The organism is Dyella sp. KRB-257, assembly GCF_049445995.1.
Lineage (GTDB): Bacteria > Pseudomonadota > Gammaproteobacteria > Xanthomonadales > Rhodanobacteraceae > Dyella_A.
In genome coordinates this window covers 62,079-83,167 of the sequence record NZ_JBMSDZ010000007.1, presented here as the reverse complement: position 1 = coordinate 83,167, position 21,089 = coordinate 62,079, and the positions used below count along the sequence as shown (strand labels likewise).

Here is a 21,089-nt window from a genome sequence, read left to right as displayed (position 1 = left end):
GGGCGCACAGCACACCCGGGACGCATCGCAGGGATTGCGACGCGCGGCGATCAGCGATGGATCACCAATCGAGCTGCGCGGGGTCGACGGGGTCGGCGGGCGGCGCATCCGCGCCACCGCTCGCCGGCGGCGCGGCAACCGGTCCGTCGGACGCATGCTCCAGCTGCGTCTGCGCCTCGCGCCGGGCCAGGCGCAGCGCCAGCACCGAGCGCAGGTTGCGTTCCAGCTCGGCCAGCGTGATGGGGAAGAACGAGGCCTCGCGATCGCTCACCGTCCAGCTCTTCACCCGGCGCAGGTCCACCGGCACCCGAACGGCGTGCAGCGCCTCCATCACTTCCCGCGCATCGATCGCGCCCAGCTCGCAGATCAGCCGCCACAGCCAGTTCATGCGCTGGGGATCGATCCCGCGCGTTATCGGCGGACGGCGGTACGGCAGTTGGCTGAGGTCGGGTTCGTTCATGGCGGTCCCTGGCGATGCGGTGCGGAGACTCCGCGGAAGGCTCTCCGATAGCGGCCGGGAACGCGCCGGCTTTAGGGTGCCGCGCGCGGCGGAGCGAACGCCAGCACCTGCTCGGTATAGGTCTCGATCAGCGCGCTGAACGGGCGGCCGTCGCCGTCGAGGCCATGCCGTGCGCGCCGCACCAGCGCTCCAGCGTCAGCGTGGCGCTGTCGTGACTGAGCAGGTCGGCGTTGAGGGTCTGCAGCAGGGCCAGCGCCTCGGTGCGGGCGAGCGCGGTGTCGGGCCAGACGAAGGTGGCGGCTGGAGTTGCCGCACACACAGCAACGCCGGCAGCGGCCAGAGCCATGCCGGCTCCCGCGCGCCTCATCCAATGGTTTGGCGACCGACGTCTCACGAGTTCACCTGGTAACGCAGATAGTCCCCCCACCGCTTCGACTCGACCACCTCGTCGTGCGGAATCAGCAGGTAGCGCCAAGGCTTGGAACCCACCTGCACAGCGTATTCGGACGCATGACGGCACCAGCGGGAACCGGCCTCGGCCTTGGCCTTCACCTCGTCCAGGGTGATGTCATCGCGGGCCTTGGTTTCCACCATGAAGATGGCATCGCCCATCTCCGCCGCGAAGTCCGGCACGTACTCGGGCTGTTCGATGCCCTGCTTGTAGTAGATCTGGAACTGCCGCTTCGCCGGCTTGAACCACTTCAGCGCATCGCGCTCCAGAATCACGGCGAAGCGCCGCTCGGTATCCGAATCGAATCTCTGCAGCGGGTACAGGCAGCGGGTAAAGCCGCCGAACAGCAGTTGCTTGATCCGCCCCACCTCCTTCGGTGCTTCGCGGAAGTGGAGCACCGGCTGGTTTTCGGCGACGGTGTAGGTGCTGGGGCGCAGCCCGGTGAAGCCACGGCTCACCTGCACCTCGTACGAGGTGGCCCGCGTCCAGAAGTGCTGCTGCATCTGCGCATGGATCTCGCGAGCGATCAGCTTGCGGCTGCCGTTGAGCACGCTGCGCGCCTCGGACTCCGACAGGTAACTCGACAGGTGCCGCACCATCTGTCCGGCCAGCTCGTACAACAGGTCGGCATGAGCCTCGTAGTCGATGTCGTCGTAATCGACCAGCGCGTGGACGATGTAGTCCTCCAGCCGCTCTTCGTGAAAGCCCTGCTCGGCCGCCATGGTTTCCTGCGCATGGGTGTGCAGGTTCTGGATCACGATCTCGCGCTCGCTCGGCTGCAGATGCAGCGAGGCGACGTCCAATACAAACGGGTGGAAGCCGGTGCCGACCTCGCCCTTCGGCACCACCGCGATCCGCGGGATGTCGATGGTCTGGTCAATCAGCAGCCGCGTCGTCCTGGCCACCACATCGGACAGGTCGATGGCCGGCTCCGGCAGCAGCGAGGACTGCATCGGCTTCAGCCGCTCGGCCACCTGCGCCGCAATCTCCCGCTGCACGTCCGCCTGCATCAACGCGCCGCGGGTGGGCACCTCGGCGCTGCGCACTTCATAGGTGCCGATCACGTCCATCACCATGCGCGCCGCCCGGCGCTCCGGCTCGGTAGTGAATAGCGGCTGCGTGGGCACGACGCGCCTGTCGCCGTTCATCGCCGCAGGCTGAATCGCGGGTTCGACCAGCCCCAGCCGCTCGTCGACACTGGCGGGCACCTGCACGCTGGTCTTGCGCTCGTCCCGGTCCGGCGCGTCCAGAATCAGCTGCTTCAGGCGGATGGGCGAGTCGCCGCGATTGGCCTCGTCGATGATCTCCTGAAACTTGTCGTGCGCCACGATATTGAGCCGGTCCACCGCCGCCACACCGGTGCGCTTGCCGTACGGCAGGCGCAGGCCGCGACCGATCGACTGCTCGATCAGCGTGCGGGCATTGGCCGCGCGCAGCGGCACGATGGTGTACAGGTTGGTGACGTCCCAGCCTTCCTTGAGCATGTTCACGTGGATCACGATCTCGGTCGGCTCGTCCACGCTCTCCACCGCCAGCAGCCGGGCGATCATTTCCTCCTCGTCCTTGCCGGACTTGCTGGAGTCGACCTGGATCACCTTGCCCGCGTAGCGGCCCTCGAAGAACGCCGCCGATTCCAGCAGCGCCAGCAGCTGGCCGGCGTGGGTGGTGTCGCGGGCGATCACCAGCACGAACGGCTTGACCACCGGCACGTCGTTCTCGCGCGCGTAGGTCAGCAACTCCACCTTGGTCGCCTCGTGCAGGCGCACACCGTCTTCCAGCTTGATCTTCTCGATCTCGTCGGGCGTGTGCGCCCGCGCATCGAAATTACGCTGGGTGACGGCCGCGGGCTCCTTGACGAAACCGTCATCCATCGCCCGTGCCAGCGGGTAATCCATCACCACGTTCCTGAACGGCACCGGCCCGCGGCTGGACTCCACGAATGGCGTCGCGGTGAGCTCCAGGCCGAACAAGGGCTTGAGCTCGTTGATGGAGCGCACGCCTGCGCTGGCGCGGTAGCGGTGCGACTCGTCCATCAGCATCACCAGGTCGTCCAGCCCGGCCAGATAGTTGAAGTAGCTGTCGCCCAGCACCTCGCGCATGCGCTTGATGCGCGGCTCCTTGCCGCCGCGCACCTCCGAGTTGATCTTGGAGATGTTGAAGATGTTGATGGTCACCGGCGACAGCAGGCCCAGCGAGCTGCCGCGCTCCTCGTAGTTGTCGCCGGTGATGATCTCCGGCGACTGCTGGGCGAACTCGGCGATGCCCTTGAACACGTACTTGGGCGTATTCGGGGTGAAGTCCGCGATCAGCTTGTTGTAGATCGTGAGGTTGGGCGCCAGCACGAAGAAGTTGTCGATGCCATAAGCCAGGTGCAGGTAGGCGACGAAGGCGCCCATCAACCGGGTCTTGCCCACGCCGGTGGCCAGCGCGAAGCACAGCGAAGGGAAGTCGCGCTCGAAATCCTCCAGTGTGGCGAACTCCGCCCGTAGCGTCGCCAGCACCACATCCAGTTCACGCTCGTGCGAACGCATGCCGGGCGCCGCATCCAGCGCCTGCGCCAGCCGCGCCAGCGATTCGGCCTGCGGCGGCCGCAACGACAGGCGCCCCGCCACGTAGTGTTGCTCGCGTGCGCTCATGCCTCGCTCCCCTTGTCACCGCCACCCGCTTTTCCACCGCGGCTTTTTTTCAGCGTATCCAGCGTTTTGGTGGCCTCGTCGAAGTCACGCTCCACCGCCGACGGCTCGTTGATCCTGCGCTGGCGGAAGCGCTCGAATTGCGTGTCGGCGAACTCCAGCGCCTGCTCGTGGCTGATGCGTCCGGCGTGGGTCAGGATGTCCCGGTCGCTCAGGCGCAGAAAGTCGTCCAGCTTGGCAATCCAGGCCGCCATGGTCATCGGCTTGCGATTCATGGCCTGCAACTCGGCAAACTCCAGATAGGCCGTGACGATGCGGTTCAACGCCTCCAGCTCGTCCGCATTCAAATAGCTCTTGGCCACGCGCGCATCCGCCTTGCGCGGGGCGCTGCCGGCCCAGTTGGTCATGCCGTTGTTCGGCTTGTCGCCATCGGCGCGCGCCACGATCAGCTCGGCGGCGGTATGCCCGTGCGCGGCCCAGTGCATCTTGTTCTGCACCGTGGCGAAGAACTGCTGGCTGGCCTCGGCGGACGGGTCGTAGTCCACGCTGGTGGCGTAGATCTCCAGCACCTTGCGCCAGAACATCTTCTCCGAGGATCGGATGTCCCGGATCGTCGCCAGCAGATCCTCGAAGTAGGCGTCGTCCTCGCCCCGCTTCAGGCGCTCGGCGTCGATGCTGAAGCCCTTGACCAGAAACTCGCGCAGGTGCGCCGTGGCCCACTGGCGGAACTGGGTGCCGCGTGGCGAGCGCACGCGATAACCCACGGCTAGGATGGCGTCGAGGTTGTAGTGCCGCAGGCGGCGCGACACCTGGCGCGCGCCCTCCTGACGAACTTGTAAGTAATCCTTACAGGTTGCCGCCTCGTCCAGCTCGCCCTCGGCGAAGATCGCCTTCAGATGCAGGGTGATGTTCTGCGGCGAGGTGTCGAACAGCTCGCCCATCTGCGCCTGGGTGAGCCACACCGAACCGCCCTCCAGCCGCACCTGGATGCGCGTCTGTGCATCCTCGGTGCGGTAGAGGATCAGCTCGGACGCCGGCGTCTCTTCGTCCTCGCCGCTCATGCCTCGTCCTCGGCCGTTGCATCGCCGAACAGATCCGGCCCGGTATCGGCCACGCGCTTCCTGCGACGACCCGAGTCCGCGGACGCGGACGCGGAAGGAGTAGCCGCGGGCGCCGGCTCGGCCAGCGGCAGGTTGGCCACGTTGAGGCTGTAATCGTCGTGGCCCCACTCACAGCGGCTCAGCACCATCCTGGGGATCTTCTTCAGCGTGAGGTTCGGCCAGCGCCCCACCGCGGCGGCCGCCGTCACCCCATGGAACGCCGCGCAACACACCAGCAGGCTGCGCTCGGCACCCACCTCCTCCGCCAGCGCCTCCAGCTGCTCGGCGGACAGGTTCTGCGTGGTGACGCAGATAAAGTCCCGCTCGCTGGAATGGCCGTGCTGCCACCACAGCGTTTCCGACGGCGCGTAGGTGAAGCCCTCCAGCTTGCACAGCGCCTCGGCCAGCTGGGCGGCGTTGTACGCGGGGTTCACCACCGGATTGCCCCAGCGGTCGTTGACGATCAGGCTCGGCGCCACGCGGTAGTAGCGAAAGCCGCCGCCGCCGCGCCAGTTCACCGCCTTGCTGATGCCGCCCTGATCCTCGCCGTCGATCACCTTCTTCAGGCGCGGAATGATGTGCGTATGGCAGTGCTCGCCCAGCTCGACCATGATCCACCGCCGGCCCATCTTGTGGGCGACTGCACCGGTCGTGCCGGAGCCGGCGAAGGAGTCGAGGACGAGGTCGCCGGGATTGGTTGCTATCTCCAAGACCAGCTTTAAAAGCTTCTCCGGTTTTGGAGTATCGAATTTTGATTCAATGTTAGCCAGGTCGGAAATCTCTTTGGCCTCACGATTTGCTTCACGGTTATCGCCAGCCTCCTCATAACCCCACCAGGTCCAGGGCACAATTTTATTTTCCGACTCGCTCCAAAACTTTTTCCTCTGCGCCATACCTCGACCATCCAAGCCGAAGTAAATCCGGTTGTCCGCAACAAGCTCTTCGAATTTTTCTTTCGTAGTGCTCCAGCACCTCCCCTTTGGTGGCCAGAGTGAGCGCCCCCCTGGCGTGATAATTTCATACGTTAGATTTGGCCTAATGTTCGGTGCATGAAACGGCACCGGAAGCCAGTCTCCACGGGGATCGTTGTCGCGGTTCTGATAGGTCGCACGCTGCTTATCGCTCGAATCAAGCTTGTTTACTATGAACTTTTCAAAAACTTTAGCGTAAACGAGCACATGGTCATGCGCAGCAGAAAGAGCGCGCGCGTCATTACGTCTGGTAAGTGTCTTTTGCCAAACTACATTAGAAATGAAGTTGCCACGACCAAACACTTCGTCGCAGAGCACCTTGAGGTAGTGCGCTTCATTGTCATCGATCGTGATCCACAACGACCCGTCCTCCGACAAAAGCCGCCGGATGATCTCCAGCCGATCACGCATCAATCCCAGCCAGATCGAATGCTCCAGCCCGTCGTCGTAGTGCGTGAAGGCGCTGCCCGTGTTGTACGGCGGATCGATGAAGACACACTTCACCTTGCCGGCAAACTCCTGCTCCAGCGACTTCAGCGCCAGCAGGTTGTCGCCGAAGATCAGCCGGTTGTCGAACAGGTCGCCCTCGCTCACCCGCTGCGCCGCGTGATACGACCGCTCCGACTCCTCCAGCAGAATCCGCGGCTCCAGCTTCGGCCGCTTCTCCTTGCCGATCCAGGTGAGCTCCAGTTTTTGCTTGGTCATCAATATTTTTCCGGAACCTGCAGGCCGATTCGCTGGGCAATATCGGTGGCAAGTGTCTTGAAGTCCGCGTAGGCGTTGGTCACTGCATTGGCATGGGCGCCAATGGCTCCATCGGCGGAGCGCAGCGCGAAGATCGGCTTGCGCGCCTCCTGCCCCAGCGGCATCAGGCTGTTGTAGTTCTTCAGCATGGCCAGGCAATACGGATCGCTCTGGATGGGTGGCACCGGCATGAAACCGGGCGCCTCGCCCAGAACGCTGTGCCGGAATTCACCGGGAATCTGGTCCAGCCACCGCGTATACGCCTTGACCGGCCGAGTCAGCCGCACCCCATGGCGCATGGCCACGTAGCCCACGGGCACCATGTCGCCCGGCGGCAACGCGAACTCCGGCACCGCCCAGTCATTGCGGCGCTTTTCCCAGCCGGCGCGCCAGGTGCGCAAAGTGGGGCCAAGGTTACGCAGGCCCTGCAAGGAAAACAGGTCGGCGCCCAGGGGCACGATGACGTGGTTGCTGGCCAGCAGCGCCGCGCGATTGATCGCGCCCAGATTCGGGCCGACATCGAACGCGATCAGGTCAGCCTGGAAGCGCGCGGCCGATTCCTGCGCCGTGCGCCAGAACGCCGTGAGAATGCGAAAGGGTCTGGCCTTGTTCTGGTCTCCCAACGCCTGGGTCCAGGTGCCGGACAACTCATCCTCGAAACTGGACAGGCCCAGATCACCCGGTATCAGGGCGAGCCGCTCTTCCATCTGCTGGTAGGCGACAGGCTTGAAGTCGCCAACGTCGGTCAGCGGCTTGATGCTGCGATAGATGGTTGAGACGCCAGCACCCTCGCTCCAAAGATCGGCGAGCCGGTCTTCGTCCAGAAACGCCGCGGTGAGGTTGGCCTGCGGATCCAGATCCACCGCCAGCACGCGCACACCAAGGTTGGCGAACATGGCGGACAGGTGATACACCAGCGAGGTCTTGCCGACGCCGCCCTTGTTGTTGAAAAACGTCAGGACGGGAATGCTCATGCAGCCCTCCGCACGATCACCAGTACATGAGTCGCGCTGGGCGAAAACTCGGGTGCCGGGTTGCCATTGGCCGCAAGCAGTCGGCGCGCGGTGGCGATGCCCACCCCGAAGCGTTGCACATAACCCAGCACCTTCATGGCTTCAGCCAGATGAGGGTTGCGGTAATCGGTCATGCCAGGCATGCCGAAGTTGGCCTCCGTCACCATGCCGTAGGGGCCGCCCGGATTGACGATCTCGATGCGGTCGTTGAACCAGGTGAGCCTGATCGGGGCGTTGGTCGCTTCATAGCTGCGGTGCATCACCGCATTGCGAACCAACTGCTGGAGTGCAGCCAGCGGGTAATCGGCCTGACGCCTTTCCGTATCCGCCTCGATGTTCACCCGCACCGAAATGTGGGCCTTGAGCTTGTCGTCGATACGCCCAAGCACTTCGCCGAGACGGCCGTCGATGGCCGCCTCATCGATGATCGGATCATCCAGGCCGGTGCCGTCGATCCGCAGAAACTGCACATAAGCGCTCGGAACCAGGTCGCGGGGACGGTTGCCGATAACCAGACTGCCGAGCACCGTGGGAATGGGGTTGTCCACGCCTTCGATCATGCGACAGGCGCTGAGGCGTTCTTCATAGCTGCGATGGTTCGCCTCCAGCACATCGGCCGAGAATGCGCCCGGCAAATACTCGCTCTCGAACACGCCGCGGTTGAGATCCGCCAGCGTGGCGAACGAAACCGGCTGCAGGTCGAACGGCAGATGACGATGGCGACGACGTTCGTTGAGGATTCGTTCGTCTTGCGCCGTTGCGATGCCGCGCCGCGGCCCGACGCGCACCCACGTTCGCCCCTTGCAACGTACCGGTGGAGCATCTGACGGAAGTACCGTGATGACGGCAACGTCATGCCCGTGGAGAGTGCGCTTTTCCACGCTCATCGTTGGCATCGGCTGGATATTTCCGTCCGAACGCATGTCCGAGAGCGTGCGCAGCAGCTCATCCGTAATCGGCAAGCCAGCAGAGCTACCGTCGTCCCTGACCCCCACAAAAGCCACGCCAGCGCGCTGGTGGCCGGGCAGGTCATTGGCAAAGGCACAAATGGCCTGCCGCAACTTCTCCGGCGCGTCCCCTTTGGCGCTTTCCTTGCGCTCCGCCCTGTCCGATTCGATGTCCGACAGCAGGGCTTCGAGTTCTTCGTCTGAAAGTCGCATGATTCCAATCCTGCCTGGGGCTTCGATCTTCCCATACTAGGCCTCTGCGGCTGGCTGTGGCTTGCGCCATGCATCGCCGCGCTTCGGGATATCAAGGGCCATTACTTGTCGCGAAAAAGCTCTTGCGTCAGCTCCACTCGGCGGTCCACGGCAAGCGCGCCACAACGTGTTGCCGCGCCCGATCTTTCCGCTGTTCAATCAACCGGTGCATGGCGCAGACATCAAGACAGAAAGCGCCACCCGCGCTGTCGGTGCCGCGATGATCAGCTGCCGCTGCTCCGTATCACCCCGTCGAGCAGCTTGATGAAGTTTCGCTTCGGCTTGTAGCGCACGCGCAATTCCGCCAGGTAATCGCCAAACGGCGCCGACTGCCGCTGCGCCTTCATCAGGCCACCCATCCTGCGGATCAAGATGATGGCTTCGGCATAGGCCGCATTGTTGGTCTGCTCGACGATCGGGGGAATCACCAGGCGATACAGACTGATGGCGTCGTCCGGGCGCGTGGGTTCGAGCTTGCCCGCCAATACGATCAACAGGTTCCGGTTGCACGGCCCCGACTGGGCGGCTTGCCATGCGGCATCGAGGTCGTTTTCCCATAGCGCGATTTCCATGCGCAGCGAGTAGTCGGGCGTTGCCGCCCTCGGCCAGTGACTGGAATGGCTCGACCCGCGCAATGCCGCCGCGGCTACCCATGCCAGGGCCCGCTCACGCTGCGCGGGCCAGCAGCGGAGCTTGCGAGCCACCTCATGCAGCTTCTGGTAGTTGCCGAGCGCCGGCTGCTCTTCGAACTGGATCCAGGTCAGCTGCAGGGCTTCGTCGTTGCGCTTGCGCTTGAGGTAGCAGGCCACCAGAAAATCCCGCAGGCGGTTGTCGGGGCGCTCCGGGAACGCCTGCAAACCGCGCTCGGCCCACTCCAGCGCCTTGTCCGGCTGTTTGGCCTTGGCCCAGATTTCGGCGATCTCCAGGTAGCGATAGCCGCAGGAGAGATCCTTCGACTTGATCGCCACCAACTCCTCGATATTGCCGCTGGCCTCGGCCAGGCGTTCCATGATGCGGGTGATCGTGAACCGGCTCGAATCGAAGGCATCCTGCGCATCGCGGGGCTTGAGCTTGCGCCACGCCGTCTGTGCCACTTCCCGGTACCGTTGCAGCCCCGCCGCGCCCAGGACATTGCGATAGGTCAGCGCATCGAAACTCCAGACGCCGAACGGCAGCGTGGTTTCCAGCGCAAACAGGCGTTCGGCCAACGCAGCAGGGTCGGGCATCGCCATGAGACATGCCTGCAGATGCAGTTCTCCCAGTCCATGGACGATGTTGCCGACCTCGCCGTCCGAGTCGTCGACCTGCTCCATGGATTTTTCGAGCCGCTCGACCGCGTACTCCGTCAGTTCCACCAGCAATGCGGCGGTGTCGGGCCTGAGCAGCTCCGCTATCGATTCGGCCACCTGCTGCATGTCGCCGGCAAAGGTGCCCGCCTCGCGCCAGTCGACGAAACCGTGGATGCGCGTCGCCTCGTCAATCGCTCGGCGGAATGCCCTGGCCACATTGCCGCGCCCGCCACCGGCACGCTCGGCCTTCAGCAGCAGGGACTGGTACAGCCGGTCGTCGCGCCGCGCCACGTCCAGCAACAGTTCGATCAGGGTGTCCGCAGGTTGTGCGGACAGGTACTGCTCGATGTCGCGCCAGGGATCGCGCCGCCTCTTCCTGCCGGATGCGGCATCTGCCTTGCGCTCGGCCTCCGGCCGATCCAGCCACGCCAGCCCCAGCGCCACGCCATGCTTGCAGAAATAGCCATCGGCAGCGTGCGGACAGCTGCAGTCGAAGGCCAGCGCACCGTCGTCGTCGCGCAGTTCGACCCGGTAGGTCGTGGTGCCCTCGACCTTTGCGGCAACACTGTCACCGGTGATCCGCAGGCGCCCGACGGCGCCGACCGCGAGATATTCCTCACCGCACCGGAATGCGCGGGGACCGGCGAGGCCTTCGAGGCTCGCGCGCGAGATCAGATCATCGAGCATGGTTCTGGTTGTCCACTCCCGGAAAGCAAATGGCAAGGTACCCATTCACAAGCCGCCATCGCCATCACAACCCCTTCGCCGCCTGCGCCACGGCGCGGAACAACGCGCGGCCCTTGCTCATGGTCTCCTCCCATTCCGACGCCGGATCGGAGTCGTAGACGATGCCTGCACCAGCCTGCACGTGCAGGCGGCCGTCCTGGATCACCGCGGTGCGGATGGCGATGGCGGTGTCGGCGTCGCCCCACCAGCCGATCCAGCCGATCGCGCCGGCGTAGATGTTGCGCTTGACCGGCTCCAGTTCCTGGATGATTTCCAGCGCGCGGATCTTCGGCGCACCGCTGAGCGTGCCGGCCGGGAAGGTGGCCTTGAGCACGTCCATGTAACTGAGGCCCGGCCTCGCGGTGCCCTGCACCTGCGAGACGATGTGCATGACGTGCGAGTAGCGCTCGATCGCGAACGAGTCGGTGACCTCCACCGTGCCGGTTTCGCTGATGCGGCCGATGTCGTTGCGGCCCAGGTCGATCAGCATGACGTGCTCGGCGCGCTCCTTCGGGTCGGCCAGCAGCTCGGCTTCCAGCGCCCGGTCCTCTTCCTCGGTGGCGCCGCGCTTGCGGGTGCCGGCGAGCGGGCGCACGACGACCTTGCCGTCCTTCAGCCGCGCCAGGATCTCCGGCGAGGAGCCGACGATCTGCGTGGTGCCCAGGTCGACGAAGTACATGTACGGCGACGGGTTCAGCGCGCGCAGCGCGCGGTACACGTCCACCGGCCTTGCGTTGAAGCCCACGGAGAGGCGCTGCGAGGGCACCACCTGGAAGATGTCGCCGGCACGGATGTATTCCTTGGCCTTCTCCACCATCGCCTCGAACTCGGCCTTGGTGAAGGAGGATTTGAAGTCGCTCTCGTCCAGCGCCACCGACTGCGTGAGTTGCGGATACGAGGCGCCGCCCTGGCGCAGGCGGTAGACCAGCGCGTCGAGCCGGCGCTGCGCCTGCGCGTAGGCATGCGGCTGCGCCGGATCGGCGTGCACGATCAGGTACAGCCGGCCCTTGAGGTTGTCGAACACCGCCACTTCCTCGGCCAGCATCAGCAGCACGTCGGGCGTGCCCAGCTCGTCGGGTCGGTCCCACTGCGCCAGCCGCGGCTCGATGTAGCCGATGGTCTCGAAGCCGAAGTAGCCGACCAGGCCGCCCGAGAAGGCCGGCAGCTGCGGCAGCCGCGGCACGTCGTACTGCTGGCGGAGTGTCTCGATCTCGGCCAGCGGGTCGTCCAGGTGGCGGCGCTCGGTGACTTCGCCGGCGTCCTCCACTTCCAGCTCGTGGCCGCGCAGGCGATACACGCGGCGCGCCGGCAGGCCGATGATCGAATAGCGTCCCCAGGTGGCGCCGCCCTCGACCGATTCGAACAGGAAGGTGTACGGGCCGTCGGCCAGCTTCAGGTACACCGACAGCGGCGTGTCGAGGTCGGAGAACACCTCGCGCACCAGCGGAATGCGCGTGTGGCCCTGGGCCACCAGCGCGTCGAATTCGTCTCGGGAAATCACGGGGGGATCGATCCAGGCAGGAAAGACAACCGCGCCAAGATAGCAGCCCATCGCGCCACGGGCATCGATGACGGATGTTGCGGACGCGCACGTCCAGACCTAGGCTCCTCGGAGAAATCCAGGGGAAACGACACATCCGCTCTTAACCGCCCGGCGCCGGCATGGCGTCGCGACAGCGCATATGTGCGAGCACCCCGCACGCCCCAGAGATCCGTCCGTCATGGGCGTCACGGGCGTCACGGGCATTTGATCATCACGACAAAGGAGTGTGGCAGTGAGTAGCGAGGCGAATATCTGGATCGGCCAAGACGGCCAGAAGTACGGACCCTACACCGAGGCGAATTTGCGCCAGTGGATCGGCGAGGGCCGCTTCGGCCCGGACACGTTGGCCTGGCGCGAGGGGATGGCGGCGTGGAGGCCGCTGGCGCAGCTGTTCCCTGATGCGACCGCAGTGGCACCGCCGCCGTTCAGCGCGCCGCCTCCACCGCCGAAAAGCTTTTCCAATGGCGACGCCTCCGGCACGGCTACGACGCACGAACAGCGGCGCGCTGAACTGCCCTCGCCGCCTTCGCTGCACTGGGGGCTTGTACTGCTATTCACCATACTCACGCTGGGCCTGTTCGGGGTGATCTGGCCGTTCGTGCAGTCGAACTGGGTGCGCAAGATCGATCGTCACAGCCATGCCACCTGCTGCTCGGCCTGGCGCTCGGCTGTTTCGTGACAGGCTACGCCATGGTTATTGCTGCGGCGCCGGCGCGGGGAGCTTCGGCGGGTCTCTCAACTCTTGGACTGGTGCTCCTGCTGGCCTACTGGGTGATTTATCTGGTCGCCTACTTTTCGATGGCCGGCTCGCTGGAGAATCGCTTTCGGCGGGGCACGCCGACCGTCCACATCGGCGGGGTCACCCTGTTTTTCTTCAACATGTACTACCTGCAGGGACAGCTACGCTGGCTGGCGCGATGGAAGGAAACCGGTCGAGATGACCCTTCACCGCCGAAAGGTGTCTTCTACCTGCTGTGGCTGTTCCCGGGAGTCATCGCGATACTCGCCGCCATCGCCATCCCGGCTTACCAGGACTACGTCCTGCGCGCACAGGTCGCCGAGGGATTCGCGGTCGCTCGCGATGCCGAGGCGGCCGTGGCCGCCTACTACGCCGACCATGGCGATATGCCGCAGGACAACGCCGCCGCCGGCATCGACGAGGCCGCGTCGATGAATAACCGCTACGTGTCGTCGATCAACGTGGAGGCGGGCAAGTTAGTGATCGCGTACGACGCGCCGCAGGCGAACCGGGCTCTGCGAGGCCGGGTGCTGGTGCTCGTGCCATACCGTGACGCGCAGGGACAGGTGCAGTGGAACTGCAACACACCAGACACCACGATCCAGCCGCGATATCTGCCGCTGGCCTGTCGCGGCTGAACATATCGCGTTGATGGCGCACCCGCGGCGAACGGCACGATCGGCGGGGGCTTGGGTAAGCTTGCAGACGATCCCTTCGAGGAATGCGTGAGGCATGGACACGTTCTGCTTGGTTCTCACCGGCGAGTACGCATATCCGGATGCCGGCGCCGTCGAGGCGCGGCTGGCCGACGCCTTCGGCATGTCGCCGGAAGCCTTCCGCGACAAGGTGTGGCAGCGCGCGCCACTGATCATCCGGCGCACCCTCGACCAGGCCACCGCGCAGGACCAGGCCAGTCAGTTGAAGGCGCTGGGCACCGAAGCGGGCGTGCATCGCGACGAGGAGACGCTGATCTGGCTGCTGCGCGGCGAGCGCGTGCTCGGCCCGCTGCCGGCCGGCGCGCGTGATCTGTACGCCCGCGCCGGCGATCGCTGGCGCCACGATGGCGACGCCAGTTGGCAGGCGCTGCCGCACGCCGCCACACCGCCACCCTTGCCGGGGCCTGGCGCCATGCCACCGCCGTTGCCTCGTCGTTCCCCGCGTGGACGCGGCCGCCCCTTCGCCTGGCTCGGCGGCATCGCCGCGGTGCTGGTGCTGGCGTTGCTGTGGCACCAGCATCGCGCCGCGACGCCGGCAGCCACCGCGCCGCCGGTGCGCTACGTTCCACGTCCACTGCAGCCGTTGTCGGCTGCCGCCCCAGCGAGCACGGCCTCCTGCCCGGAGGGCAGCGCCGCCCATAACGACGAAGACCGCTTCCTGCTCGCCGGCGGCCAGCGCACGCTGACCGGCCGCGCGCAGCGCAGCGGCGATGACTACGTGGCCGAGGCGGTGTTGCAACGCGACGGGCACTGCCGGCCCGGTGCGGTGCAGCTCTATATCTTCCGCCACGGCGCCTTCGTCGGCACCGCGATGGATGCGCCGATCGATCCGCGCCGCACCCAGCTGACCGACTTCACGCTCGATGGGCAGGGCCAGCTCACCTACAGCCTGCGCCGCTGCGACGGGCGCACCGGCGGCTGCGGCGAGCCCGAAACCTACCGGGCGCACCTGCAGCGCGGCGATGGCGGCTGGGTGCTGGCCTATGGCGCCATCAGCGCACCGGTGGCGGTGGAGATCATCAGCCGGCCGCCGCCGCGCTATCCGGAGGAGGCGCTGCGGCAACGTCACCAGGGCACCGTGCTGCTGATGCTCACCATCGGCGCCGACGGCCTGCCGCGCGAGGTCGCGGTGGCGAAGTCGAGCGGATTCCCCGAGCTGGATGCCGCCGCGGTGGCTTCCGCCCGTCAGTGGCGCTTCCGCGCGCTACGCCCCGACGGTGGCGCGACCACGACGACGGCGCGCGTGCCGGTGCGCTTTCATCTGGATGGGCCGGCGCTATAGCCGTGGGCGCGGCATGCCGAACAGCTGCAGGGTGAACGCCACGCCGCCGCCGTCGTCGAGGTTGCGCGCCAGCGCCGTGCCGCCGTGGCGCTCGGCCACCAGCCGCACCACGTACAGGCCCAGCCCCAGGTGCGGCGCATCGCCCGGCGTGGCCTTGTCGCGCAGGCTCACCAGCGAATCGAACAATCGCGCCTGCATCGCCGCGGGCAGCAGCGGTCCCTGGTTGGCCAGGGTGATCTCGGCGCCGCCATCGATCGCGCGCAGTTCCAGCCGCAGCCAGCCGTCGGCGGGGGTGAACGAAAGCGCGTTGTCGAACAGCTTGTCCAGCGCCTGCGCCACCAGCTCCGGCGCGCCGTGGAACGGCAGCGGCGCGGCGGGCAGCACGCTCTCGAAGCGCCGGGTGCCGGCCAGCGCGCGATAGGACTCGGCGCAGCCGCGCAGCACCTCGCGCAGGTCGACATCTTCCGGCTCGGCGGCGGCGATCGCGCGCTCCATCCGGCTGGCCTCGCTCATCGCGCGCACCAGCGCGCCGAGGCGGGCGGTGCCGTCGCGCGCGCGCGCGAGATACGACGCGGCATCCGCGGGCACGCCGCCATCCGCATCGAGCGCGTGCTCGAGGTTGTCCAGCGAGGACTTGACGATCGCCAGCGGCGTGTTGAGTTCGTGCGACAGTCTGGAGGCCAGCGTGCGCAGGTAGTCGGTATAGCCGCCGACCGCCTCGAACAGCTTCTCGAAGCTGCGCGCCAGGTCGCCGACTTCGTCCGGCGCGTCGGTCATCGGAAAGCGCCCGCGCTGGAACAGGCCGTCCAGACGGCCATCCGCCGCCTGCGCCCGCTCGGCGGCGTCGCGCAGCTTGCCCAGGCGCAGGCTCAGCCGCGTGGCGAAGGCGAGCAGGATGCCGCCGGCCACCAGCAGCACCGCGAAGCTGGTGAGCAGCAGGCCGAACAGCGCGCGATTGGCCAGCAGCGGCACCGCCCGGCTGGCCTGTTCCAGCAGCAGCACGCCGCGCACCTGGCCACCCCGCTCGATCGGCACGGCGGCGTCGAGCACCACGCTGGCGCGCGTCTCGCCGTCGCGCCACACCGCGGCGGGCGTGCCGTGGCGCGCCCGGGTGACCTCGTCGGTGCGCAGGCGCGGCGCGTCCTGCATCCACGGCTGCGAGGCCTGCACGCGGTCGGCCAGCAGCGCGCGGTAGATCAGCGCGGCGAACCAGCCCGGCTGGGGACCCTGGCGGCGATCCGCATCGCGCCGTCCGCTCTGCGCCAGCAGCCAGCCGCCGGGCGACAGCACGCGGGCGTGCACGTCGTCGGGCGTCAGTTGCGCCAGTTCCGCCGACAGTGCGTCCGAACAGGCCAGCAGCGGCCGCTGCTCGACGGCGAGCGGATCGCCACCGTCGGCCGGATCGAACACGCCCACGCCCAGCGCACTGATACCGGCCGCGCGCGGCACGCGCAGCTCGATGCGATAGCCGCTGCCGTCCTCCTGCCACTGCGCGGTGAGCAGGTCGGGCAGGCCGTCGACCGGTGGGTCCAGCGGGCGGGCCGTGATCGGACCGGGCGCGGCGCTGGCCAGCAGGTAGCGGCGCCGCGCTGTCCCGCGCACCAGGGTGAGCACCACGTGGTCGGCACGCAGCACCAGCGGATCGTCGGCCTCGGCGCGGGTGCGGCGGCTGTCGCGCACGTCCAGCCACAGGTAGAGCCAGTTGGCGTCGCGCGCCAGCAGCAGCTTGCCGCGCGTGCCCACCGGCTCGCTCCACGGCGTGAGCGGCGCCCAGTCGTCACCGTAGCCGTCGACGGTGATCGGCGTGTCGGCGTTCTGCACGTACCAGCCCTGGCGGGCATCTGGCAGCGCCGCGCCGGTGACCACCAGGCTGCGCGCCACGGCGCGCGCCGAGGCGGTGAGCGCCTGCGCCTGGCCGTCGCGCAGCAGGTTTTCCATCTGCCGCACGTACAGCCAGCCGGCCACCGGCAGCGCCAGCGTGCACAGCGCGACCAGCAGCAGCTTGCGGCGCAGGCTCATGGCGCGGGAACGCGCCGCATCAGGGTTGCGCGGGAGCCGGCAGCGCGGTGGCGCCGCGGCGATGGGCGGTGCCGGCCACCACGCGCAGCAGCGCATCGAGCAGCGGGCGGCGCTGCGGCTCGTTGGCGGCCAGCGTCATCGACCAGCTCAGCCGCACGCCGCTGGCCTGGCCCGGATCGCAGAACACGACCATGTCGTCGAGGTGGTCGCTGCCTTCGTAAACGTTGGCGAGGCAACGCATGTGCGGCTGGGCGATCGCCACCGTGGCATCGCGACCGGCCGGATCGCGCTGGTGGTAGCGCGTGCGGTCGGCGGCGAGTTCCGCCTGCAGCGAGGGCAGCTTGGCCGGCCAGACGTTGAGCACCATCACGCGCTGCGGTTCGCCGGTCCACTCGCCCCGGTAGACGACCACATCGACGCCGATGGCGCGGGCGTAGGTGCAGCAATCGGCAGTCCAGCCGTCGGGCGCGGTGCCGGTGATGGTCCACGCGGGCGTCGCGCCATCGCGTGCACCGCTGGCCACGATGGGTTCACCGGCACGCGCCTGCGTGGCGGCGAGCAGGAGCAGTAACGCAAGCAGGGTGGATCTCACGGCTTCCACCGGTAGCCCACGCCGTGCACGGTCTCGATCGCGTCGAACTCCGGCGCCACCGCGATGAACTTCTTGCGGATGCGCTTGATGTGCGAGGTGATGGTGGCGTCGTCGACCACCAGCTCGGCTTCGCGCATCAGCTGGTCGCGATTCTTCACGTGGCCGGGGAAGCGCACCAGCGTGTGCACCATCCAGAACTCGGTGACGGTGAGCGGAATTTCCTCGCCGTTCCAGGTGATCCGCATGCGCTCGGATTCGAGCTTGAGCGGGCCGTGCTCGATCACCGTCTCGCTGGCCGTCGGGGCCTGCATCGAGGCGATGCGGCGGAACAGCGCGGCGATGCGCGCGGCCAGCTGGTGCAGGCTGGTGTCCTTGCTGAGGTAGTCGTCCGCGCCCAGGCGCAGGCCGGAGATCACGTCGAAATCCGAGTCGCGCGCGGTGAGGAAGATGATCGGCAGCGTCGGCGCCTTCGCGCGCAGCTCGCGGCACAGGTCGAAGCCGCCCTCCGGCTCGTCGCCCAGCCCGATGTCGATGATCACCAGCTCCGGCAGGCGCATCGCGAACGCGCTCGACGCCTCCTGCCGCGAGCCGTAGCCGCGGGTGTCGTAGCCGAAGCGGTTGAGCGCCTCGACGTAGTTGGCGCGGATCAGCGGTTCGTCTTCGACGATGGCGATGCTGCGGCCCATGGGATCGACTTCCTTGCTGGCATGAGTGGATGGCGTGCAGCGTGCTATGCGCGCAGGACCGGCGCAAGCCGGTTCGGCCGCCTGCCCGTGATTTGCCCGAAGCCGTCGCCGCATGGGCTCCTTTGCGTCGCGCGCCACGCCGACGCCGGGCGCCTGATGACCCTCACCGCCCGCAACCCCGAGGAGTTTCACCAATGGCCCGCAGTACCACCGACGACACCGACCGCCATGCCGAACTGCACGGCTTCGAACCGCTGCGCGTGGTGCTGGCGATCGGCGCCCTGCTGCTCGGCCTGCTGACGGGCATTCACTGAATCAGGCTCGTCATCCCCGCGAAAGCGGGGATCCAGTGACTCCAAGGCCCTGAAGAACAAAGACACTGGATTCCCGCTTTCGCGGGAATGACGCGCGAAGAGCAGTTTTTCGAGGTTCCCACCAGGGACGCCCTGATCAACCAGGAGAATCCGGATGAATTCACACCCGCTGTTCGTGCTCGATGCTGGATCCGATGCCATGGAAGGCCGCTACGCCGCCGCGCAGGGACGCGCGGCGGCGCCGGGCGAGGAGCCCGACCCGGAGTGGCAACCGCTGTAGCTCAGCAGGCAACCGATCCACCGCCGTTTCCCCGACCTTCATGGCGGTTCCTTCTCCCCTCCACGCGAGGGGAGTCTTTTTCCGGGATCGCAAGAAAATCCTGAACGGGTGGGAACCATCGCCGCCTGCGGTGGCTCCAAGCTTCCGAGTGGCGTCGCGCCATTGCCGTGGAACACCGCCGCCGCGCTTCACGGCGCGGCGGCGGGCGGCGCCCACTCGGGTGATCTCCCCTGACGCGTCCGACGACGCTTGTCCCGGTGCCTCGCGGCGCCGGGACTTCTTTTTTGCGTCCCCCCGGGGGCGATCAGCCGATGGCGCGACGCATGGCGGCGATCGCCGCGGCGTAGTCCGGCGCGTTGAAGATCGCCGAGCCGGCGACGAAGGTGTCGGCCCCGGCCGCGGCGATGGCGCCGATGTTGTCGGCGCCGACGCCGCCGTCCACTTCCAGCCGGATCGCCCGGCCGCTGTCGTCGATACGCCGGCGCACCTCGCGCAGCTTGTCCAGCGCCGAAGGAATGAACTTCTGCCCGCCGAAGCCCGGGTTCACCGACATCAGCAGCACGAAATCGAGCTTGTCCAGCACGTGGTCGAGCCAGTTCAGCGGCGTGGCGGGGTTGAACACGAGTCCGGCCTGGCAGCCGGCCTCCTTGATCAGGCCGATGGTGCGGTCGACGTGCTCGCTGGCTTCCGGATGGAAGCTGATCGAGTTGGCGCCGGCCCTGGCGAAATCCGGCACGATGCGGTCGACCGGCTTGACCATCAGATGCACGTCGATGTGCGCGCTGATGCCGTAGTCGCGCAGCGCCTTGAGCACCATCGGACCCATGGTGAGGTTGGGCACGTAATGGTTGTCCATCACGTCGAAGTGCACCCAGTCGCCGCCGGCGGCGAGCACCCGGGCGGTGTCCTCGCCGAGCCGGGCGAAATCGGCCGAGAGGATGGACGGGGCGATGATGGGGGATTGCTTGCTCATGGCTCGATCTCTGTAGGAGCGCACCTTGTGCGCGACCGGTTCTGATGATCTGATCTGATCTGATCGCGAAGGGCAATCGCGCACAGGGTGCGCTCCTACCGCGCGACCGGAATGTGCGGCGTCACCTCTTCGTAGGCTTTTCGCGCACAGGGTGCGCTCCTACCCGTTCTATTTGAAGCCTTTCTCGGCCTTGATCCGCTCGTAGGCGGCGTTGATCTCGCTGGCGCGCGCTTCGGCGCGCTTGCGCATGTCTTCGGGCAGGTCGCCCAGGCGGTCGGGGTGATGCTCGGAGATCAGCTTGCGGTAGGCGCGCTTGATCGTGCGCTCGTCCGCATTGCGCTGCACGCCGAGCACGGCATACGGGTCGGGGCCGCCGGTGGAGCGGTGCGGCGGCACGTAGCCGCCACCGCCATTGCCGCCGCGCGGGCCGCTGCCGGCGTTCCAGGCGTAGCCCTTCATCGCCATCAGCGCCATCAGCTCCATGTCGCTCACCCGCATGGCGAAGGCGAGCTGGCGCAGGATCGCCATCTTCTCCGGCGGCGGGTTGCCTTCGGCCAGCACGGTCTCGATCACCACGTCGAGCACCGGGAACGCGTGGTCGCGGCGCAGGCCGACCCAGTCGCGCAGTTCGCCGATGGCCGGCGAGACGTCGAATTCCACCGTCTTGCCGCGGTTGAAGCTGGCGATCGCCTCCTGTCGCTGGGCGGGGTCCAGGCCCATGCGGGTCATCAGACGCTCGGCGATGGCGATCTCCGCCTCGGAGACGCGGCCGTCGCTCTTGGCCACCGCGCCGAGCAGGGCGAACAGCGGACGGATGAAGCCGCCGGCCTCCGGCACCGCGCTGCGGCGATGGCTGTAGCGCATGTTGTCCAGCACGAAGCCGATCAGCGCGCCGACCACGGCGCCCGGCAGGCCGTGGCCGAAGAACAGGCCGACGAGGGCGAACCAGACGGTGTAGGTGTAGCTCATGGCTGCGCCGGCGCCACGGGCGTCTGCGCGCTGTACCACTGCGCCAGCCGGTCGAGCTCGGCGTCGCTGACCGGGCCGATCGCGGCCTTCATCAGCGCCACGTCGCGGCGGCCGTCGCGGTACTGCTTCAGCGCTTCGCGCAAATAATCGAGCTTCTGCCCGGCGAGATTGGGCGTGCCGGGCACCTGCGCCATGCCGCGCTCGCCGTGGCAGGCGGCACAGAGCCCGAGGCGGGCGGGGCGGGCAGGCATCTCGGCCCGGAGGGGCGCAGCGGCGACCAGGCACAGCGCCGCGATCAGGACGGTTCGCATCGGCAACACACGGGGTGGAAGACGCGCCAGTCTACCAGCGCCCCCGCCGGCGGCGGCCCGGCCGGGGGCCGCGCCGTTA

19 protein-coding genes are annotated in these 21,089 nt (G+C 67.3%); 4 read left to right on the top strand and 15 right to left on the bottom strand.

The features are described 5' to 3' along the window. Window positions 1-61: 61 nt before the first annotated feature. From ACO2Q2_RS07575 to trpE, 9 genes are all read right to left on the bottom strand, one after another. Entirely contained in the window at window positions 62-460 is a 399-nt protein-coding gene (locus tag ACO2Q2_RS07575; RefSeq protein WP_423255156.1) for a hypothetical protein, read from the bottom strand. Window positions 461-587: 127 nt separating this feature from the next. Then, complete coding sequence (locus ACO2Q2_RS07570) at window positions 588-806, bottom strand: hypothetical protein (protein ID WP_423255155.1); 219 nt, start codon at window positions 804-806, stop codon at window positions 588-590. 44 nt (window positions 807-850) lie between these two features. Further along, window positions 851-3,547, bottom strand: coding sequence for a DEAD/DEAH box helicase family protein (locus tag ACO2Q2_RS07565; RefSeq protein ID WP_423255154.1), 2,697 nt, complete (start codon window positions 3,545-3,547; stop codon window positions 851-853). Further along, a complete protein-coding gene (locus tag ACO2Q2_RS07560) occupies window positions 3,544-4,605 on the bottom strand; it encodes a virulence RhuM family protein (RefSeq protein ID WP_423255153.1) in 1,062 nt (353 codons plus the stop codon). Before ACO2Q2_RS07560 ends, ACO2Q2_RS07565 begins: the two co-directional genes overlap by 4 nt. Beyond that, complete coding sequence (locus tag ACO2Q2_RS07555) at window positions 4,602-6,320, bottom strand: site-specific DNA-methyltransferase (protein ID WP_423255152.1); 1,719 nt, start codon at window positions 6,318-6,320, stop codon at window positions 4,602-4,604. Before ACO2Q2_RS07555 ends, ACO2Q2_RS07560 begins: the two co-directional genes overlap by 4 nt. Next, window positions 6,320-7,333, bottom strand: a complete 1,014-nt coding sequence (locus tag ACO2Q2_RS07550; RefSeq protein ID WP_423255151.1) for a ParA family protein — start codon at window positions 7,331-7,333, stop codon at window positions 6,320-6,322. Before ACO2Q2_RS07550 ends, ACO2Q2_RS07555 begins: the two co-directional genes overlap by 1 nt. Beyond that, the gene (locus ACO2Q2_RS07545) at window positions 7,330-8,532 is read right to left on the bottom strand and encodes an ATP-binding protein (RefSeq protein WP_423255150.1); all 1,203 of its coding nucleotides are present in this window, start codon (window positions 8,530-8,532) and stop codon (window positions 7,330-7,332) included. The genes ACO2Q2_RS07550 and ACO2Q2_RS07545 overlap by 4 nt, the downstream gene beginning before the upstream one ends. A 263-nt stretch (window positions 8,533-8,795) precedes the next feature. Next, window positions 8,796-10,547 carry a DUF6880 family protein gene (locus tag ACO2Q2_RS07540; protein ID WP_423255149.1) on the bottom strand — a complete coding sequence of 584 codons (1,752 nt, stop codon included), beginning with the start codon at window positions 10,545-10,547 and terminating at the stop codon, window positions 8,796-8,798. A gap of 64 nt (window positions 10,548-10,611) precedes the next feature. After that, window positions 10,612-12,087, bottom strand: a complete 1,476-nt coding sequence (gene trpE, locus ACO2Q2_RS07535; protein WP_423255148.1) for an anthranilate synthase component I — start codon at window positions 12,085-12,087, stop codon at window positions 10,612-10,614. 274 nt (window positions 12,088-12,361) lie between these two features. Here trpE and ACO2Q2_RS07530 point away from each other — a divergent pair, with 274 nt between their 5' ends. The 3 genes from ACO2Q2_RS07530 to ACO2Q2_RS07520 all read left to right on the top strand — a co-directional run bounded on the left by ACO2Q2_RS07530 (window position 12,362) and on the right by ACO2Q2_RS07520 (window position 14,866). Continuing rightward, window positions 12,362-12,808 (top strand): DUF4339 domain-containing protein, encoded by a 447-nt coding sequence (locus ACO2Q2_RS07530; RefSeq protein ID WP_423255147.1) that lies wholly within the window; start codon window positions 12,362-12,364, stop codon window positions 12,806-12,808. An 11-nt stretch (window positions 12,809-12,819) separates the two neighbouring features. Continuing rightward, window positions 12,820-13,506, top strand: coding sequence for a pilin (locus ACO2Q2_RS07525; protein WP_423255146.1), 687 nt, complete (start codon window positions 12,820-12,822; stop codon window positions 13,504-13,506). 94 nt (window positions 13,507-13,600) lie between these two features. Next, entirely contained in the window at window positions 13,601-14,866 is a 1,266-nt protein-coding gene (locus tag ACO2Q2_RS07520) for an energy transducer TonB (RefSeq protein WP_423255145.1), read from the top strand. Here the strand turns inward: ACO2Q2_RS07520 and ACO2Q2_RS07515 are convergent. From ACO2Q2_RS07515 to pdsR, 3 genes are read right to left on the bottom strand one after another with little or no spacing between them, the layout of a single operon-like run. Further along, complete coding sequence (locus ACO2Q2_RS07515) at window positions 14,861-16,885, bottom strand: ATP-binding protein (protein ID WP_423255144.1); 2,025 nt, start codon at window positions 16,883-16,885, stop codon at window positions 14,861-14,863. The genes ACO2Q2_RS07520 and ACO2Q2_RS07515 overlap by 6 nt on opposite strands. 19 nt (window positions 16,886-16,904) lie before the next feature. Next, window positions 16,905-17,477, bottom strand: a complete 573-nt coding sequence (locus tag ACO2Q2_RS07510) for a hypothetical protein (protein WP_423255143.1) — start codon at window positions 17,475-17,477, stop codon at window positions 16,905-16,907. Next, window positions 17,474-18,163, bottom strand: a complete 690-nt coding sequence (pdsR, locus tag ACO2Q2_RS07505; protein WP_423255142.1) for a proteobacterial dedicated sortase system response regulator — start codon at window positions 18,161-18,163, stop codon at window positions 17,474-17,476. Before pdsR ends, ACO2Q2_RS07510 begins: the two co-directional genes overlap by 4 nt. A 468-nt stretch (window positions 18,164-18,631) precedes the next feature. On the opposite strand from pdsR, the gene ACO2Q2_RS07500 reads away from it, so the two are divergent. Beyond that, window positions 18,632-18,757, top strand: a complete 126-nt coding sequence (locus ACO2Q2_RS07500; RefSeq protein ID WP_423255141.1) for a hypothetical protein — start codon at window positions 18,632-18,634, stop codon at window positions 18,755-18,757. A gap of 304 nt (window positions 18,758-19,061) precedes the next feature. Here the strand turns inward: ACO2Q2_RS07500 and rpe are convergent, their stop codons facing one another. From rpe to ACO2Q2_RS07485, 3 genes are all read right to left on the bottom strand, one after another. After that, window positions 19,062-19,730, bottom strand: a complete 669-nt coding sequence (gene rpe, locus ACO2Q2_RS07495; RefSeq protein WP_423255140.1) for a ribulose-phosphate 3-epimerase — start codon at window positions 19,728-19,730, stop codon at window positions 19,062-19,064. A gap of 168 nt (window positions 19,731-19,898) precedes the next feature. After that, entirely contained in the window at window positions 19,899-20,699 is an 801-nt protein-coding gene (gene djlA, locus ACO2Q2_RS07490; protein ID WP_423255139.1) for a co-chaperone DjlA, read from the bottom strand. Next, window positions 20,696-21,010, bottom strand: coding sequence for a c-type cytochrome (locus ACO2Q2_RS07485; protein ID WP_423255138.1), 315 nt, complete (start codon window positions 21,008-21,010; stop codon window positions 20,696-20,698). Before ACO2Q2_RS07485 ends, djlA begins: the two co-directional genes overlap by 4 nt. Between the last annotated feature and the right edge of the window lie 79 nt (window positions 21,011-21,089).

Coding starts and splice junctions, on each gene's coding strand:
- ACO2Q2_RS07575 (WP_423255156.1), bottom strand. CDS start 460: ATGAACGAACCCGACCTCAGCCAACTGCCGTACCGCCGTCCGCCGATA.
- ACO2Q2_RS07570 (WP_423255155.1), bottom strand. CDS start 806: ATGGCTCTGGCCGCTGCCGGCGTTGCTGTGTGTGCGGCAACTCCAGCC.
- ACO2Q2_RS07565 (WP_423255154.1), bottom strand. CDS start 3,547: ATGAGCGCACGCGAGCAACACTACGTGGCGGGGCGCCTGTCGTTGCGG.
- ACO2Q2_RS07560 (WP_423255153.1), bottom strand. CDS start 4,605: ATGAGCGGCGAGGACGAAGAGACGCCGGCGTCCGAGCTGATCCTCTAC.
- ACO2Q2_RS07555 (WP_423255152.1), bottom strand. CDS start 6,320: ATGACCAAGCAAAAACTGGAGCTCACCTGGATCGGCAAGGAGAAGCGG.
- ACO2Q2_RS07550 (WP_423255151.1), bottom strand. CDS start 7,333: ATGAGCATTCCCGTCCTGACGTTTTTCAACAACAAGGGCGGCGTCGGC.
- ACO2Q2_RS07545 (WP_423255150.1), bottom strand. CDS start 8,532: ATGCGACTTTCAGACGAAGAACTCGAAGCCCTGCTGTCGGACATCGAA.
- ACO2Q2_RS07540 (WP_423255149.1), bottom strand. CDS start 10,547: ATGCTCGATGATCTGATCTCGCGCGCGAGCCTCGAAGGCCTCGCCGGT.
- ACO2Q2_RS07525 (WP_423255146.1), top strand. CDS start 12,820: ATGGTTATTGCTGCGGCGCCGGCGCGGGGAGCTTCGGCGGGTCTCTCA.
- ACO2Q2_RS07520 (WP_423255145.1), top strand. CDS start 13,601: ATGGACACGTTCTGCTTGGTTCTCACCGGCGAGTACGCATATCCGGAT.
- ACO2Q2_RS07515 (WP_423255144.1), bottom strand. CDS start 16,885: ATGAGCCTGCGCCGCAAGCTGCTGCTGGTCGCGCTGTGCACGCTGGCG.
- pdsR (WP_423255142.1), bottom strand. CDS start 18,163: ATGGGCCGCAGCATCGCCATCGTCGAAGACGAACCGCTGATCCGCGCC.
- ACO2Q2_RS07500 (WP_423255141.1), top strand. CDS start 18,632: ATGAATTCACACCCGCTGTTCGTGCTCGATGCTGGATCCGATGCCATG.
- rpe (WP_423255140.1), bottom strand. CDS start 19,730: ATGAGCAAGCAATCCCCCATCATCGCCCCGTCCATCCTCTCGGCCGAT.
- djlA (WP_423255139.1), bottom strand. CDS start 20,699: ATGAGCTACACCTACACCGTCTGGTTCGCCCTCGTCGGCCTGTTCTTC.
- ACO2Q2_RS07485 (WP_423255138.1), bottom strand. CDS start 21,010: ATGCGAACCGTCCTGATCGCGGCGCTGTGCCTGGTCGCCGCTGCGCCC.